This window comes from Dysgonomonas sp. GY617, assembly GCF_015233815.1.
In the GTDB taxonomy this organism is placed as follows: Bacteria; Bacteroidota; Bacteroidia; order Bacteroidales; family Dysgonomonadaceae; genus Dysgonomonas_A.
The window spans coordinates 400,874-418,180 of the sequence record NZ_JADCLR010000021.1 but is presented as its reverse complement, the minus strand read 5'-3'; the positions used below and the strand labels follow the sequence as shown (position 1 = coordinate 418,180).

Genomic DNA, 17,307 nt, shown 5'->3' with positions numbered 1-17,307 from the left:
TTCTTTATAATGACATATAATCACCCATGCTATAACTACCAGATCAATAAAAAGATCTGCGACTGAAAAATAGTTGTCAATTTTTCGGTTGCCTGCTTCATTTTCTAATTATATTTTTGAACAAGAAAAAATAGCAACAATGAACAATGATAATATATACTATAAAGCTCTAATCGAGAAAGATAAATCTTTCGAAGGAATATTTATTGTCGGAGTAAAGACAACCGGAATATTTTGCCGACCTACTTGCACCGCCCGTAAACCTAAACAAGAAAATGTAGAATTCTTTGCTACAACCAAAGACGCCATCTTAAAAGGATACAGACCTTGCAAAGTATGCCACCCGATGGAAAACTTAGGAGACACCCCCGAATACATAAATGAGATTATGGAAATGCTTGATAAAAATCCATCCATCAAACTAAAGGATTATGATTTGAGACAGATGGGAATAGAACCAAGTACCATTCGTCGATGGTTTCAGAAAAATCATCAGATTACTTTCCATGCTTATCAAAGGTTGCATAAACTAAATACAGCATTTAAAAAATTCCAAACCGGAACAAGTGTTACAGATACAGCTTTCGATTCAGGGTACGAGTCGCTAAGCGGATTTAATGAGTCTTTCAAAAAAGTATTTGGAGTATCTCCTTCAAAAAGTAAGAGTCAAAGTATTGTTGATATAATGCGAATTGAGACTCCATTGGGAACAATGGTTGCTTGTGCCACCGATAAGGGCATCTGTCTCCTAGAATTTACCGACCGGAAAATGCTAGAAACAGAACTAAAACATTTGGCAAAATCTTTAAATGCAACTATCGTACAAGGACACAACCAACATTTTGAATTACTGAAAGAAGAGTTAGCCAAATATTTTGAAGGAAACCTAAAAGAGTTTACCATTCCTCTTGATCCAGTAGGAACCGACTTTCAGAAAGAGGTTTGGCAAATGCTTATGAAAATACCTTATGCAAGTACAGTATCTTACCAGCAACAAGCACAAGCCATTGGCAAACCCGCAGCTGTAAGAGCTGTTGCTAATGCAAATGGTATGAATAAGATTTCTATCATTATCCCCTGTCATAGAGTAATAGGTACAGATGGCTCTCTAACAGGATATGGAGGAGGCTTGTGGCGCAAGAAAAGGTTATTGGATTTGGAGACTAAAAGCTCGTCGCCCCAATAAGAGAATAAAAACATTCATCATTATATTTATAGGCATGCAATAATATTATGTGCCTATAAGATTTATCTACATAACAAAAGAGCTTTACAATCTTAAGAATACCTTATTTTGAACTAATAAATAGAATAGTTGATAAAAAATATCTATTTTTATTTTCTAAATTAAAAATGGTTCGTCTCTACATTCGGCGAAGCACATTATAATTAAATAATTTAACAATAAATAGTTATACTTTACTCAATCATTCAAAATGAAAAAGATCTTTCTATCAGCTTTACTACTAGCATCTATAAGCACTTCTGTAGTGTATGCGAAAAAAAACAAAAAAGAAGCGGTTAAACAAATAAACCCGGTTTCTTTACAAACAGCAAACGACTCTATTTTATATGCTTATGGAGTAAGCCTTGCCGAGCAAGGTCTTGAACAATATCTGGTACAATTGAACGTAATAACTGATACTACAGCAATAAGCTCAAAGTACAATGCCTTGATAGCTAATGCTGCTACTCCTGAAGAAAAAGTAAGGTTAAATAACGAATTGAGTTCTAAATTAGATTCTGCTCTTGTTAGCAATACTCAAAACATAGAAATGCTTCTTAAAGGTATCGGAGAACGTCTTCAAGCAGCAGAACAAAACTTCGCATATGGCAAAGGTCTGGAAGTTGGTGATCAACTAAATAGAATGACTGCCGAATTTTCGAAACAAGTATTGGGTAATGACGAATCGGTAGAACTAAATAAACAAGCAATTCTGCTAGGTTTAACAAATGCTATTAAAAAAGAACCTATACTTATTGCTAATAGCAACGAAATGGTTCAAAACAGAATAAATGCTCTACAACAAAAAGAGCAAGAAGAAAAGAAACAAGTAAACGCAGAAAAAATTGCAGCAGGAGAGAAATTTATGGCTGAAAACTCAACCAAAGATGGTGTTGTAACTCTGCCTGATGGACTTCAATATAAAGTAATCACACAAGGTACAGGAGCTATTCCTACTGCCGAAGACAAAGTTAAAGTACACTATCACGGAACTTTAACTGACGGAACAGTATTCGACAGCAGTGTAGATCGTGGCGAACCTATCACATTTGGTGTTACACAAGTAATTCCGGGATGGACCCAAGCTCTACAAATGATGCCTGTAGGTTCTAAATGGATGCTTTATATTCCTTACGACCTTGCTTACGGAGACAGAGATGGAGGACCTATACCTGCATACTCGAATCTGATATTTGAAGTAGAACTTCTTGGTATAGAAAAATAAGGTCTCAGACCTTTTTTATAGCTTTAGTAAGGGGTGTATAATTATACACCCTTTGCCAATAAATGAAAGTGATTCTTAAATAGACTCTCTATAGAATCCGAAAAGTTAACTTATTCATCTCAATATAGATACTCATGAAGAAAAGAATTTTTAGTGCACTTGCTTTAAGCTTTGCATTGGTCTGTTCATCATTTAGTCAAACAACAAATGATAAAACATCCGACCCTGCGTATTCTCAGCAAGTACACAAACAGTTTTTAGCAAGAAAGAAATTAGCTGCAAGCCGCAATCAGGCTTTATTTGATGTATTCAATCAAAAACTCACTTCTCAGGAAAAAGAAGCTCTCGAGTTTTTATATGCATATATGCCATTATCGGATCTGGCTGATTACGATGGCGAGTTTTACTTAAATCAGGTACGCACAGCATTTAAAGCTCGCGATTATTTCGATTGGGGTAAAACTATACCCGAAGACGTATTTCGCCACTTTGTATTGGTATACCGAGTAAACAACGAAGATTTAGATAACGCTCGTGAAGTATTCTTCGATGAGCTAAAAGATAGAGTTAAAGGCATGACTATGGAGCAAGCTGCCTTGGAAGTAAACCACTGGTGTCACGAGAAAGTAAACTATCGTGCAACAGACGGACGCACCTCTGCCCCACTCGCTCTGGTACGCACAGCATGGGGACGTTGTGGTGAAGAATCTACTTTCACTACCATGGCAATGCGTTCGGTAGGTATTCCTGCCCGCCAATGTTATACCCCACGTTGGGCACATACCGATGATAATCACGCTTGGGTAGAAGTATGGATAGATGGTAAGTGGAACTATCTGGGTGCTTGCGAACCCGAACCCGAATTGAATGTAGGATGGTTTAGCGGACCTGCCAAAAGAGCCATGATGGTACATACCAATGTATTTGGAGTATATAATGGGAAAGAAGAAAAAAATCTTCAAACAGACCTTTATTCTATCATCAACCTTTTATCTAATTATACAGATACCCGCACAGCTACAGTAAAAGTAGTTAACAAGAATGGCAAAGCGGTAGAAAATGCAACTGTTAAGTTTAATGTATATAACTATGCAGAATTTTACCCGATAACCTCATCTAAAACAACAGCCGATGGTAAAGCATCGGTTATCACCGGAAAGGGAGATGTATTTGTATGGGCAACCGACGGAACTAATTACGGTTATGTAAAATCGGAAGCTAACAGCCCCGAATTAACAATTGTACTAGATAAAACAGCAGGCAAAACTTATGAAGAAACATTCGTGATGAATCCTCCTGTTCCTCAAAAAATAAAAGAACTTTCTTCTGAAAAAATAGCAGCCAATGCTATCCGCCTTGCTTATGAGGATTCAGTGAGAAACGCTTACATGAAAACTTTCATAAACGAAGTAGATGCTCGTAAATTTGCTGCTGACAATGGTTTAAATGCAGATGATACATGGAAATATCTGGAAATGTCGCAAGGTAACTGGCGCGATGTGAAAGATTTCATGCAACAAGAAAAGAACAGTACTTATTTGTTCCCCTATCTGGCTTCGCTTACAGCAAAAGATTTACGCGATACCCCTTACAAATACCTTATAAACCACTTGAGCTTTGGAGAAAAAGGAGGCTTTGAGCCAACTATACCTCAGGATATGGTAGCAGGTTCGGTATTTTCACCACGCATATCAAGAGAACTAATAAGACCTTGGAGAGTTTTCTTAAAATTAAAAATGGATGCTCAATATTCTAAAGAAGAAAGAGCTACTATCGACCAAATTATCAATTACATTAACAGCAATGTTACTCTTGATGATATTCAGAACTATTACAAATGCCCTATTTCTCCTAAAGGGGCTGTTGAACTAGGTCGTGCTGACAAAGACTCACGCAATGCATTATTTGTGGCTATCTGCCGTGCAGAAGGTATTGCTGCCCGTATAGAATCAGCAACATCACGTCCTCAATATTATACTAACGGAGAATGGATCAATGTAAACTTAAATGACGACTCTGAAACACAATATCCAAAAGGGACAATAATATTTAATAATGCAGCGTCTAACATCGTTAAACCTGCTTATTCTACCCATTATACAATAGCCAAATTTGTAGACGGAGATTTTGTAACACTCGATTTTGAAGGTGATGCAGCTCTTAAAACTCTTCCGGGACAAGTTACTATCGACGCAGGATATTATCGCTTAATAGTAGGTAGCCGTGCCAATGACGGATCGGTTACAGTAGAAACTAAATACTTCTCATTGAATGAAGGTGAAACAAAAGCATTAGACATAGTTTTGCCAAAAACAGAAGGTCGCATTCAGGTACAAGGTATTGTAGACATGAACAGCCGCATAACGCTTGCAAACGGAACCGAAACATCTCTGAAAGACATAGCTAATGGTAAAGGTATTATCATCTGTTTTGCAGACCCCGATAAAGAACCAACCAAGCACGTTCTTCAAGACATTCCTAATCAACAAGCTGAATTGAACGAATGGGGCGGAGGAATACTCTTCATTGTACCCGATGATAAGGTTAGTAAAGCTTTTGATGCATCGGTATTCAAGAATTTACCCAACCAATCGGTTTGGGGCGTTGATAACAATCGTGGATTGTTAAATGCTACAACAAATGCCTTACAAATAGAGTTTTCGAACAATTTCCCTTTAACAATTTATTTATCCGACATAGGAGGTATTTTATATTCTTCCGAAGGCTATCAAATTGGCATTCCTGAGAATATATTGAAAACAATAAATGCTGAAGCAGCCACTAAAAATCCATAAGATTTATAGAAAAGCACAGCGTTGTTTTAAATAATCATAAAATAAGAAGGATGAAGGTCATTAAGCTTTCATCCTTCTCTATTTTTTAATAAATTGGCATCCTAGTAGATAACGGAAAGTATGAAATGCCGCCTTTCAGAAACTAGCTGATAGTCGCTTTTACCCTTGGATAGAGAATAAAACGGGTCTGAGACCCTAGAGTTAGTAAACAGAAGCATGATTAAAGATATAACCTCATTTTTTATATTTAGCTCCCTGCTAATTACCACAGGATGTACCAAACATCCTGATATCTATTACTATTGCGATAGGGATAGGGCAGGTAACTATGTTTTAAAGTGGGAGGTATCGCCAACTTCACCGGAAGATAAGATCAAGATATACATGTCGGACAACGATTCTGTATTTTCGGAGCCTCCTGTGATGGAAACTATGGTTAGCGATTATGTAGCACATATACCTGTACAAGACTCATTAACAAGAAAATTCTTCCGTCTAAAAGTAAATAAAACATTTTCGGGTATTATCTCTAATCACGTCTTTAGAATGGATAATATGCAGAATCTGCGTGATTTGGGTGGATATTTTACTAACGAGAAGCAGCAAGTTAGATGGGGTAAAATATTCCGATCAGGAGATTTAGCTGAAATTACAAACAAGGACTACAAGATTATTGAATCTCTGGGTATAAAAACGATTATAGATTTTAGAGATATTGGGGAGTATGAAAATTCGCCCGATTTATATACTGCTCCCAATATGATTCATTTTCCCATAGCTTCGGGTAACAGAGCTTATATAAGAGATAAGATTCTGGATGGAACCTTTTACAGAGGAGATGCCATTCTCTTTACTCAAGATATGTATAGAACTATGATAGAAAAGTATTCGGAAGAATATGCACGTTTCTTTGAGGTTCTTAGCGATAAAAACAATTACCCTATACTTTATCATGGGTTCTTAGGAAAAGACCGTACAGGGCTTGCCAGCTATTTTTTGCTAAGAGCTTTGGGTATACCTAACGATGCGAACGAAGATGATTACCTATTGTCGAATCTATATATCAGCGAACAAATGGTGATGGGTGAAGCCAGATACTTACCCGAACAAATGCAAGAAGCTGCTACTGTGGTGTGCAAAGCCGATATATCTTACTTAAGATATGCAATATCGTGTATGGAGAATAAGAGTGGTTCTGTAGATAAATATATGGAGCAAGAACTTAGATTGACAGAGGCTAAGAAAGAAAAATTAAGAGCCATATTACTCTATAAGTAAGGTGTAGTACGATACCTTTTTGTAATTTTTCTGTTCAACAATAACTACAAGCAATTGATATTCAACACAAATAGAAGTATAGAAAGATAATCGAATTTATTATTTATCTCTGGGAGCCATGATAATCTCTCCATTTCTAAACATTTCAATAATACTCTGCTTATCTTTATTTTCAGATTGAAGAGAACTAATGTGATTTTTCAATTCTTTGATATATTCTTCTCTAAAATAATCAGAAGAATCACTTTCTGCAACAACCGAATGAGTAGCCACATTCTCAGGATAAGGCTTAGTTGCATCCGATACATCAATAAACATATCACCACTACCTGTAAGTAGCCAATGCAAATTTACATTCGGAAAATTTTCCCATATTTTAAGTACATTTTTACAACCTGTATCAGTTCCTTCTTTAATTACTTTCGAAAAGATCTTTCTTGAGACTCCTACCCGATCCTCAAAAGATGTTATATTTTTCGCTTCCAAAGCAATTATCAAAGAATTTAGTCTTTCTCCAAATGTCATAAAATTATTTTTCGTAAAATTTTCACTTTATTTGATTATTGGTGGTAATTTTCCTAAATTTGCATTATCATTAACTTTACATGTTACAAAAGTAACCAAATTCGTGAATATTATGGCAATAGAAAAGAAATACTACTCTTTTACTCCAGGACTCGAACTGCTATCAAAATCTGATTATAGTAAGATTCAAGGTGAGATTATTGATTTTTTAGGATGTTCAAAACAAGACTACTACCGAAAAAGAGCTTGTTACATAAATATTCCTGCTCATATTAAAGAGGGGATCGAATTTATATTCAACAAGTACAATATAAATGACCTCCATAAAATCTGGGAAATAAAAGATTCAGAGAAATGAGATTAACCTATCCATTTTAAAATTTGAGAGACATACTATAGCTATACTTAAGTACAATAAGATGGCTCACTATTTACATGATATTCAACACTCTATATAGGATAAAAATTACTAAAGGAATATCCTTAAAACACAAAACTACTATTTTATGAGATCTCAAATTCAAATCATATACAATGAGGCATCTACTATTGTAGACTCATCTAAGACCTTTATCTCATTCGATCACCGATGTGCAGCAAAAGGCTACCCTATCCCTTGTGAATTATTTTTTAAGCCTGATTATGATGTGATTGATAGTATAGAGTCAACGGGTATAGTAAAGGTTGATTCTGATTTTACACGGTATTCTTCGGACTACGATGTTTATAGGATTCTTTTGGTTCCTCAACCGGGATACTCTGACAAAAAAATGATAAAAATATTCTCAGATCTACTTAGAGAATTAGATCTCATATAATTTTCGACTACTACTTTTTATTTATATATCAATTAATGACAAGAAAAGCTACCCAACGATATTCAGGTAGCTTTTCTTTATATAATTATTATTACGATTATTTCCTGCTTTTTTTTCCTCCAAATAACGATTTGGCAACCTCTCGTACAACAGGAGCAAGCAAAGTTGTAGCCAATGCCCCCCAAAGTTTAGAGCGCTGCTTAGAAGCCTGCTGATCGGCTTTTTCCTGAGCTCGTTGTGCCTTCTCTTGCTCTTTACGAGCCTGTTCATCTATTTTAGCCTGCTCTTTTGCATCTTTTTCCTGCTGAACACTATTAAGACGAGCTAAAAGTATTTCGTAAGCAGATTCTCGATCAATTGTCTCACCATAGTGACGATATAATAGCGACCCCTCTACAAACGCTTTTCTTTCCTCTGCAGTAATAGTCCCTATCTGACCTTCAGGAGGAAGTATAAATGCTCTGTCAACAGGTTGTGGTGCTCCTTTCTCATCAAGGAAAGAAACGAGAGCTTCGCCGGTTTCCAATTCCGAAATAACTTTTTCTGTATCAAATTTAGGATTAGCTCTAAAACTCTGCGCTGCTACCTTCACAGCCTTCTGATCTTTTGGTGTGTATGCCCTTAAGGCATGTTGAATACGATTACCCAATTGAGCTAATATAGAATCGGGTATATCTGCCGGACTCTGGGTAACGAAGTACACCCCTACCCCTTTAGAACGGATAAGTCTTACTACTTGCTCTACTTTATCCACTAATGCTTTAGGAGAATCACTAAATAGCAGATGCGCTTCATCAAAAAAGAATACCAATTTAGGTTTCTCCGGATCTCCTATTTCGGGAAGAACTTCAAATAATTTAGTCATCATCCAAAGTAAAAAAGTTGAATACACTTTAGGTGCATTCATCAATTTATCGGCAGCAAGTATATTAATGACACCTTCATTTCCGTTGGTTTGGATCAAATCATCTAAATTGAGATTAGGTTCTCCAAAAAATTTATCTGCGCCATCTTGTTCCAGTTGAAGTAGGCCTCTTTGTATGGCTCCTATGCTTGCTGTTGATATATTACCATAGTTGGTTGTAAAGGCTGCGCTATTATTACCAACATATTCAATTATCTTCTGTAAATCTTTTAAGTCGATTAACTCCAAAGATTCATCTTTAGCTACTTTAAAAATAAGACTTAAAACAGCACTCTGAGTATCATTAAGTGATAGTAAACGGCTAAAAAGAAGTGCTCCCATATCAGACACAGTTGCACGAACAGGCACTCCCTGTTCACCGAATACGTCCCAAAACTGAACTGGAAATTCCTGAAAATCGAAACCTTTCTCTTTTAAATGATAAGATTCGACTCTCTTTACTACACTTTCTTTATTTCCTCCCGGTTTTGAAACTCCCGATAAATCTCCTTTAATATCGGCAGCAAAAACAGGAACACCCATTCTACTGAATGTTTCTGCCATATTTTGGAGTGTTACGGTTTTACCTGTACCCGTTGCACCCGTAATCAACCCATGGCGGTTAGCCATTTTAGAGTTCAATATAATTTCTTTGCCTTCCGATAGAGCTATTAGCGCGTTTTTATCATTATCAAACATATCTTTGTCGCAATTTGTTATAAATTCTGAATTCAAATTAAATAAATATTCTGAATAAATTCATGAATGAACCAATTATAAAAGCTATCACACTTTATTCCGAAGATTTGTTTGCGTTGCTTTTACTTGCCGATCCATCACAAAACAATATCAATGAATATCTTAATAAATCGTTGATATATGGAGCATACATCAATAACGTATTAATAGGTGTTTATGTTCTTTTCCCTATTAACGAACAAACTATGGAAATAAAAAACATAGCTGTTTCAGAAGACTTTCACAAAAGAGGAATTGGAACCCTTCTATTACACCATGCTAAAGAAGAGACTGTTTCAAAAGGCTATTTACAATTGATAATAGGAACAGCCAATAGTAGTATAAGTCAGCTATCACTCTATCAAAAAAATGGTTTTGAAATATATGAGATAAAAAGAGATTTTTTTACAGAGAATTACAACGAACCCATTTTCGAAAATGGTATTCAAGCCAAACATATGATAATGCTTATGCAAAAAGTAAGCTAAATTGACATTTTTATAGGTTTTTCACATATATTGAATGCAACAATCTATAATTAAATGCATCTAAAAAATAGAAAAGAAAAATAAGGAGGATTTTAGATAATGAAAACAGTAAAATATAGTTTAGTTTTTTTAGTTGGTTTATTTACAACTTTAGCCTTCAACTCATGTACAAATGACGATGGTTATAGTTTAGATAAATACATGGTAGAAATAGCTACGGTTACTCCAATAGATAGTGTTGCCGGAACTTATTATCTAACATTAGACAATGGCGAGACTCTATGGCCCGTTAGCTCAACTTCGTATTTTGTGCCTAAAAATAATCAGAGAGTTATTGTAGACTTCACTTTATTATCTGATAAAATAGGAGAATACGACCACTATGCGAGAATAAATCAAATACAGAATATACTTACTAAAAATGTAGTTGATTTAACTCCCGAAAATAAAGAAGAAATAGGTAATGACCCCATAAAGGTTTTGTCTTTATGGACTGGAGATAACTTTTTAAACATCCGTTATGGATATAATACGGGAGGAGAGAAAGCTCATTTTATTAATCTTGTCAAAAATAAATTAGATGAGACATCTGTATCTAAAGACGGAACGATTACTTTAGAATTCAGACATAATAAAAATGGTGATCCCGAAAAATACGGAGTAAACAACTACGTTGCTTTCGACTTGAAACCTTTTAGAACAGAAAGCAAAGACTCTCTAAAATTTATCATCAAAGTATTAGACTTCGGTGGTGAAACTAAAGAGTACCCGATAACTTATAAATATTAAGAAAGAAACAAATTGCAAATTTATCTGTATGAAATAAGACAGGTATTTTGATAATTACTTTTTGATTTTCCTGAAAAAGAGATCCCTGTGAAGAGATCTCTTTTTTGCATTTAGAGGCGAAAATCATATTGTCTGTTGTACCCTTTATAACCTAAATTGTAATTATATTTTTAAAGTTACAAACTGACTTATTATATTTGTAAGTGTAATAAGAATTTACGATCACAATAAAAGGAGGTCTAAGACCTAAAATATCATTATGAAAAAGGTTATCATTTCATTTGCCATATTATTAGTAGGATTTGCATGTAACAATGCTCAAACTAACGATATATCAACAACAGAGTCGGGAAAAGACTCACTTTCAACAGTAGAGGACAAAAAAGATACAATAGAAACAGACAAGCCATCACAAGAATCATTAGCTAATTACTTTGATAGAGAAGGTGAATGGATTCAGATTAAAAATGCACTTTCTGCCGATCAGGCAGGTATATATGTTTATTTTCAAGCACCCGACGATATTGCCAGAAACCTAAGAGTACGTATTCAATATGGGGATGCCAGTATATACAAATTCACGGTGGACGGAGAATCATACACATATAAAGCAAACCGCTCGAAAGGTTCTGATAACCGATTTGTAGAAGGAGCATCATTAAGTTGGTACGACAATGATGTGAAAAATAAAGATTTAAAATTCTTACAAGCTCTTAGCAGTGGGAAAAACTGTCAGGTGATATTAAACGATGGCTCTTCTTTCACCATAAGCGAACAAACCAAAACAGGGATAAAAAGAACTTTTGATTATTTTGAGGCTATGGACGGATTACTACCTAAAACCAATATGGTGAATATCAGAAGATAAGAGTATCATACCTTTCTCGGATTTAGCATAAAAGCAACACAGTTAGGCATAACTTTACGAATAGATTATTTAGATAAATTTATACATCGAAATATGTCATTAAATAAACTTACAATTATAAAAGTTGGTGGTAAAATAGTTGAAGAAGAAGATACACTTAAGCAACTACTTCTCGATTTTTCTACAATACAAGGCTCAAAAATACTAGTACACGGAGGTGGCAGATCTGCGACCAAATTAGCCGAACGTCTTGGCATAGAAAGTAAAATGGTAGATGGAAGGCGCATCACCGATAGTGAAACTCTACAAGTGGTTACCATGGTATATGGCGGATTGGTTAATAAAAATATTGTAGCAGGCCTACAATCTCTTGGAGTAAATGCTTTGGGATTGACAGGAGCTGATATGGATATAATCCGTTCCGAAAAACGCCCCGTTAAAGACATTGATTATGGCTTTGTGGGTGATGTAAAGAAAGTAAAGGCAGATGTTTTGAAACTTCTGATTGACCAGAATATTGTACCTATTATAGCACCTCTTTCACACGATGGGCAAGGTAATATGCTAAATACTAATGCCGATACTATGGCAGCCGAAACAGCTCAAGCAATGTCGGCATACTATGATGTAAGCCTGGTATATTGCTTCGAAAAGAAAGGTGTATTGATGGATGAGCACGACGATAATAGTGTAATACCACAATTAGACAAGGCTAGCTATCAAAAATATGTAAAGGATGGAATTATACAAGGAGGAATGCTTCCTAAGTTGGAGAATGCTTTCAGATCAATAGAAAAAGGCGTAAGTGAAGTTGTAATCACACAAGCTTCTGAAATTGGAAAAGGAAAAGGAACTACTATTATCTAAAATTTTAGATTTCCTATTGCTTGTGTAAGTATAACAAACATATTTAGTTATTACTTTACTAAGGCACAACATCAAATTCTAATCTCTCACCTATATGAAGTTATTCGCAACTATATTACTAATAGGTTTTACGTTATTTTCATCAAGAAGTATGGCGCAATTTACACAATACTATGGGGGTTAAAATGAAAAATCGAAAGCGCCCATTTTATTAAATGTATTGAAATGCTTATGCGCAAAGGGTTTCGGGTGATTTGTTGTAATTGTAAAGATTAAATAAAAAATCGAAACATGTCGTATTGATGTCATATTCTTGTCATGTTATGATAGAAATTGAGGGGCTTAACAGCCTCTTTTTTTGTTTATAGTGTTTAAATGCTCTAAAACCGCATAAATAAAGGAATTGAAAGCCCTAAATTATACATTTAATAGGCTTATAAATGGTATTTAAACAGCAATTAAACAATTGCTCACAAAACCATAAAAAAAGCTTTATTTGCACTTTGGGCATACGAATGGACATACAAATGCGCATACATAATGCGGTTAATATATAACCTTATGGATATACATAATATCAAATAAATGACATAAAAGCCCTAAAATTGAATCTAACTAACCCCATAAAGCCACTAACGGAATATAACCAATTCAATACATTTGGCTTTTAATCAGATGTTTACATAGATATATCGTACTTTTGGTGAATTTATTTTCCTTTTTAGCTAATTATCACCAATTAGTAATACTTAAAACCGCAACAACTATCGCCCAGTCGTATATCTCGGCGACTGGTAGATCATAAGGTCTAAAACCGTCTATCTCGTTAAAAGATACGCATCTAACATAACCCTCTAAATCTGACGGCATAATCTGTTTTATAATAACACCCTCAGACGTTGACAAGGCGTAAACCTCGCCCCAACGTATGTGTGAGCGGCTTTTCCACAGTTTGCAAGCGATAAGATCGCGATCATTAATACTTCGTTGAGGGTTTTGGTGATTTATCATACTATCACCGCGACCCCGTAAAGAAAAATCATAATTATTAACAAATGGTATTGATAGGCGTTCGCATTCGTCAGCCTTTACAGCTATTGCAAACCCGTTCGGCACGCCTAAAGTAGCATATACAGAGTCAATATAAGGTCTTGGTTTATATTTATCAGATAAGACCTCGCTATCAAATTCAGGTGTAATGTATTTTAAATTATTACTCTCATTTGTATGTTGTTCTTTATCTGATTCATTAAGCATATTACCCTTGCCAGTTAAAAGCCATGTAATATTTAGCTGAGGATAATTATCTACAATATTTGTGATCCACTTACTCTGAATGTCGCTTTTGTTTGTTATTGCTTTTCTTATAAGCCCATTACTTGCACCAATTTTTAGTTCAAATGCTCTTATGCTAATCCTTAGATATTCAACGAACTGCTCTAATCTTTCAACCATAGATATATTATTATTGATATAATTATCTCAATTTATTTTGACAATTGAGAAAACTATCTATATATTTGTATCGTGTTTAACAACAAAGGTAATTAAATAATCAAAATAGTATCGAAAATGGAAACAAATGTAATGACAAACGAACAAATAAAAGACTTGCCAAAGTCTGCAATTGCACGTAAGCATAAATGCAGTGTGCAATATGTACGAAAGATATTACAAGGCGGTGACTATAAGAGTACTTGTGCCGAAAATGTTCGAAAAGATGCAAAAGATATATTAACCATTTTAGAGCGATAATACAATGAAAGCAAAAGACTTAAAAGCGGAAAGTATATATGTGTGCTCAACGCCACAAGGTGATATACATGTTTTGTTTTACGGAATGTCACAAGACAAGTATGTATTTATCCCTTACGATCTGCAAAAGCGGCATTATAATGGTCGACCTAACGGACTCACCGAAAAGGAAGTAAGCAAGCAAATAAAATCAATGGCGCAAGCCTAAATAATAGCAATTCAATTTATTAATTATCAAAATTTTAAATGTATGAAAATTAAGTTATCAGAAAAACAGTGGAAACAAGTAATTGATTCATTAAATGCAAGTGACGATGTCGAAATGCTTGCAACGGCAAAACCTATCGAAAGAATTATCAACAAGATAAACAAAGAGATAGCACCGAAAGAAGTAAAAGCTTCTAGTATTGGCAGAGGTTGGGGTGTAATGATGTTAGATATTGATACTCGCAGCATTTTTGGTTATGATCTTGAATTTTCGACTAACGATGCCGAAATAATAATTAACGCCTTAAATGAAAATATCGAAACAAAACGCGACGAAATCGACGACGAGGTGGTGGCAATAGATGCAAACGATTCAGACGAACCGATCAACGACATCAAAGAGCATTTGTCGGACGCACTCAAAAAAGCTAACGAGGTGGAAAACCTCGAGGCAATCCGTGAAGGGATTGAGGCACAACAAGACGAGCAAAAAGAGAACGAAAAAGACAACAAGATCGTCGAACTGACTGCAAAGGTTGACACTATGCAGATGTCTATAAATGGCAAAAACGGTGAGATTGATCGTTTACGTTCTCGGATTAATGATGCCGATAATTATATCGGCGAATTGAGTCATAGATTAGGAAGATACGAGCCCACGCCACGTATGAGAGGTTGTTCTTGTCCTAGTTGTCGCCCTCCTTTCGATCGTCGCTTCTTATAAGCAATTTAAGCCGCATTTGCGGCGGGTGTGTAGCTCAGTTGGTAGAGCAATAGTGCAAAGCTATTTGTCGGCGGTTCGAATCCGCCCACACTCACAATAGAAAAACGATAATCAATTTAACAATGGAATATTACAACAACATACTAAGTTTTGAGGCGGGGTGGCTGATTGAAAGCGACATCGTTACAAAATACAATTATGATGCACTTGTAAGACGCAATCAATTTCATATTGTGCGCCGTGCAAGTCGTAATACGCCCGCCCTTATTGCTTATGACAGCATGCCTGAGCGTATTAAGAAAGCGATCAAAGAGAAAATAAAAGGCGATCCATACGAACAAATAAAATACAGTGAGTTAGAGGACTTAATCGAGCAAAATGCGGCGGCGTCCGATTTTTTCGAGTCATTCAAACTTAACGACGGTCGGTTTATTCCTAAACAAACCCGCCTTGCCTATTATAATAATGCGATCGTTCTCGAAGCAATCCACAAACTGATAATAAGCAAGCGAGGCAAGCGATGTGCAAAGAGTTCGTACTCATGGGCAACTATCAGCGAGGCGGTGCAAAACCTAGATCGCACCCGATACCCTCACGACTTGCCGTCGAACTTCGAAAGCCTCAAAAAGAAATTTGATAAATACAGAGCCAAAGACGGCGGATATATCACTCTAATACATAAGAACTTTATGAAAGATCGTGCCAATGCTGCAAAGATAAACGACGAGTTTAAAGAAAGTATTTTAATTGAATTACTAGGCGATCCGCGCAATCTTGATAATATGCGAATTGCAAGACTATACAATCAGGTAGCCGAGCCGATGGGCTGGCGTAAAATATCGGGCGATGCGGTTGCGACATACCGCGATAAATACGAACTCGAAACGTATGCGGGTCGCCACGGCTCAGTTGCATTATACAATAACAAGTTGATGCAAGTAAGACGCTCAGCGCCTACAATGCCCCTTTATTATGTGACAATGGACGGTTGGGACGTTGAACTCTTATATCAACGCACCGAAAACGGTCGCACATTTTACCATCACCGTGTTACGGTTGTTGTCGTTCTTGACCCTTGCAAAAAATACCCGATCGGGTATGCAATCGGCACACACGAGACCCCCGAACTTATAAAAGCGGCTTTGCGAAATGCTGCTAAACATAGCGCCGAACTTTTCGGCAAGATGTATCGTTCGCACCAACTACAATCGGATAGATACGCATTTAAAGCCCTTACACCTATTTATGAAGCAATGGCGGTAAAAGTTACGCCAGCCCGTGCAAAGAACGCTAAGGCAAAAATTATTGAGCCTTATTTCAAGTATCTAAATACTGAATATTGCCAACTACAACCGAACTGGTCGGGCTTTGGTGTTACGGCTGATAAAAACAACCAGCCAAACACCGAGTTTTTAAACAAATACAAAACCCGTTTTCCTGATTATGACGGTGTTGTTAAACAAGTTGCAAGTATGATGGAACTTGAACGACAAAGCAAACGCGATGCTTACCTCTCACAATGGGCGAAAGTAAACGAAGCCGACAAAATCGAATTATCATACGAAAGCTATTTACGCACATTCGGCGAACTGACTGGATATAAGAATATGTTGCAAGGTTCGGGTATCAATACCACAATCAAAGGCATCAAACGTGCTTATGAGTGCTTTGATCTGAATTTCAGACGTTACGCCTCGACTCAATGGAATATCGTTTATGATCCTGACGATACCAGCCGAATACTGGCAATGAACGACGACGAGTCATTGCGTTTTGTACTCGAGGACAAATACACTCAGCCGATGGCATTGCGTGACCGTCAGGACGGCGACGCATACGAGTTGAAACGAGTAAGCAATTTTAATGCTCAGGCAATCGAATATATAACCGAAAGCCGTGCACAATCAGCCGATAATGTTCGCGAGCTATTCGAACGTAACCCGCAACTTGATGGCACGCTGGCAAAGATTCTCTTAACAGACAGCACGGGGCAACATAAGAATAACCGAAATATCGGACGTGCAAAAGCAAACGCAATCGAATCGGCTGTATACATACCCGTTGAGACCGAAACAAAATCAATTTACGAAAAATATTAATA

At 36.2% G+C, this 17,307-nt stretch carries 17 protein-coding genes and 1 tRNA gene; 15 read left to right on the top strand and 3 right to left on the bottom strand.

Annotated features, from left to right (window positions below):
• The first annotated feature begins 139 nt into the window (after window positions 1-139).
• The 4 genes from IR022_RS11810 (at window position 140) to IR022_RS11795 (ending at window position 6,523) form a co-directional block, all read left to right on the top strand.
• Window positions 140-1,186 carry a bifunctional transcriptional activator/DNA repair enzyme AdaA gene (locus IR022_RS11810; protein ID WP_050709195.1) on the top strand — a complete coding sequence of 349 codons (1,047 nt, stop codon included), beginning with the start codon at window positions 140-142 and terminating at the stop codon, window positions 1,184-1,186.
• Between the two features lie 250 nt (window positions 1,187-1,436).
• Entirely contained in the window at window positions 1,437-2,450 is a 1,014-nt protein-coding gene (locus IR022_RS11805; protein WP_050709158.1) for an FKBP-type peptidyl-prolyl cis-trans isomerase, read from the top strand.
• A gap of 134 nt (window positions 2,451-2,584) precedes the next feature.
• A complete protein-coding gene (locus IR022_RS11800; RefSeq protein WP_194203840.1) occupies window positions 2,585-5,245 on the top strand; it encodes a transglutaminase-like domain-containing protein in 2,661 nt (886 codons plus the stop codon).
• Between the two features lie 216 nt (window positions 5,246-5,461).
• Window positions 5,462-6,523: a tyrosine-protein phosphatase gene (locus IR022_RS11795; RefSeq protein ID WP_050709156.1), complete on the top strand. Its 1,062-nt coding sequence runs from the start codon at window positions 5,462-5,464 to the stop codon at window positions 6,521-6,523.
• Between the two features lie 99 nt (window positions 6,524-6,622).
• Here IR022_RS11795 and IR022_RS11790 read toward each other — a convergent pair whose 3' ends face one another.
• A complete protein-coding gene (locus IR022_RS11790; RefSeq protein WP_050709155.1) occupies window positions 6,623-7,048 on the bottom strand; it encodes a hypothetical protein in 426 nt (141 codons plus the stop codon).
• Between the two features lie 112 nt (window positions 7,049-7,160).
• Here IR022_RS11790 and IR022_RS11785 point away from each other — a divergent pair, with 112 nt between their 5' ends.
• Both IR022_RS11785 and IR022_RS11780 read left to right on the top strand, forming a co-directional pair.
• The gene (locus IR022_RS11785) at window positions 7,161-7,406 is read left to right on the top strand and encodes a hypothetical protein (protein WP_050709194.1); all 246 of its coding nucleotides are present in this window, start codon (window positions 7,161-7,163) and stop codon (window positions 7,404-7,406) included.
• A 148-nt stretch (window positions 7,407-7,554) separates the two neighbouring features.
• Window positions 7,555-7,866: a hypothetical protein gene (locus IR022_RS11780; RefSeq protein WP_194203839.1), complete on the top strand. Its 312-nt coding sequence runs from the start codon at window positions 7,555-7,557 to the stop codon at window positions 7,864-7,866.
• A 97-nt stretch (window positions 7,867-7,963) separates the two neighbouring features.
• On the opposite strand, the gene IR022_RS11775 is transcribed toward IR022_RS11780, so the two are convergent.
• Complete coding sequence (locus IR022_RS11775; RefSeq protein ID WP_194203938.1) at window positions 7,964-9,469, bottom strand: helicase HerA-like domain-containing protein; 1,506 nt, start codon at window positions 9,467-9,469, stop codon at window positions 7,964-7,966.
• A 62-nt stretch (window positions 9,470-9,531) separates the two neighbouring features.
• Between IR022_RS11775 and IR022_RS11770 the strand changes: the two genes are divergently transcribed.
• From IR022_RS11770 to argB, 4 genes are all read left to right on the top strand, one after another.
• A complete protein-coding gene (locus IR022_RS11770; RefSeq protein ID WP_194203838.1) occupies window positions 9,532-9,996 on the top strand; it encodes a GNAT family N-acetyltransferase in 465 nt (154 codons plus the stop codon).
• Between the two features lie 99 nt (window positions 9,997-10,095).
• A complete protein-coding gene (locus IR022_RS11765) occupies window positions 10,096-10,785 on the top strand; it encodes a NigD-like protein (RefSeq protein WP_194203837.1) in 690 nt (229 codons plus the stop codon).
• 259 nt (window positions 10,786-11,044) lie between these two features.
• Window positions 11,045-11,653: a hypothetical protein gene (locus tag IR022_RS11760; RefSeq protein ID WP_194203836.1), complete on the top strand. Its 609-nt coding sequence runs from the start codon at window positions 11,045-11,047 to the stop codon at window positions 11,651-11,653.
• Window positions 11,654-11,746: 93 nt separating this feature from the next.
• The gene (gene argB, locus IR022_RS11755; protein WP_194203835.1) at window positions 11,747-12,520 is read left to right on the top strand and encodes an acetylglutamate kinase; all 774 of its coding nucleotides are present in this window, start codon (window positions 11,747-11,749) and stop codon (window positions 12,518-12,520) included.
• Window positions 12,521-13,252: 732 nt separating this feature from the next.
• Here the strand turns inward: argB and IR022_RS11750 are convergent.
• On the bottom strand, window positions 13,253-13,975 hold the full coding sequence (locus tag IR022_RS11750) for a helix-turn-helix transcriptional regulator (RefSeq protein WP_194203834.1): 723 nt from the start codon (window positions 13,973-13,975) through the stop codon (window positions 13,253-13,255).
• A gap of 117 nt (window positions 13,976-14,092) precedes the next feature.
• On the opposite strand from IR022_RS11750, the gene IR022_RS11745 reads away from it, so the two are divergent.
• From IR022_RS11745 to IR022_RS11725, 5 genes are all read left to right on the top strand, one after another.
• On the top strand, window positions 14,093-14,275 hold the full coding sequence (locus IR022_RS11745; protein WP_194203833.1) for a hypothetical protein: 183 nt from the start codon (window positions 14,093-14,095) through the stop codon (window positions 14,273-14,275).
• Window positions 14,276-14,279: 4 nt separating this feature from the next.
• Window positions 14,280-14,483, top strand: coding sequence for a hypothetical protein (locus IR022_RS11740; RefSeq protein WP_194203832.1), 204 nt, complete (start codon window positions 14,280-14,282; stop codon window positions 14,481-14,483).
• 42 nt (window positions 14,484-14,525) lie between these two features.
• Window positions 14,526-15,206 (top strand): hypothetical protein, encoded by a 681-nt coding sequence (locus IR022_RS11735; RefSeq protein WP_194203831.1) that lies wholly within the window; start codon window positions 14,526-14,528, stop codon window positions 15,204-15,206.
• Between the two features lie 23 nt (window positions 15,207-15,229).
• Window positions 15,230-15,300 (top strand) — tRNA-Leu (locus IR022_RS11730).
• A 28-nt stretch (window positions 15,301-15,328) separates the two neighbouring features.
• The gene (locus IR022_RS11725) at window positions 15,329-17,305 is read left to right on the top strand and encodes a hypothetical protein (RefSeq protein WP_194203830.1); all 1,977 of its coding nucleotides are present in this window, start codon (window positions 15,329-15,331) and stop codon (window positions 17,303-17,305) included.
• Window positions 17,306-17,307 lie beyond the last annotated feature (2 nt).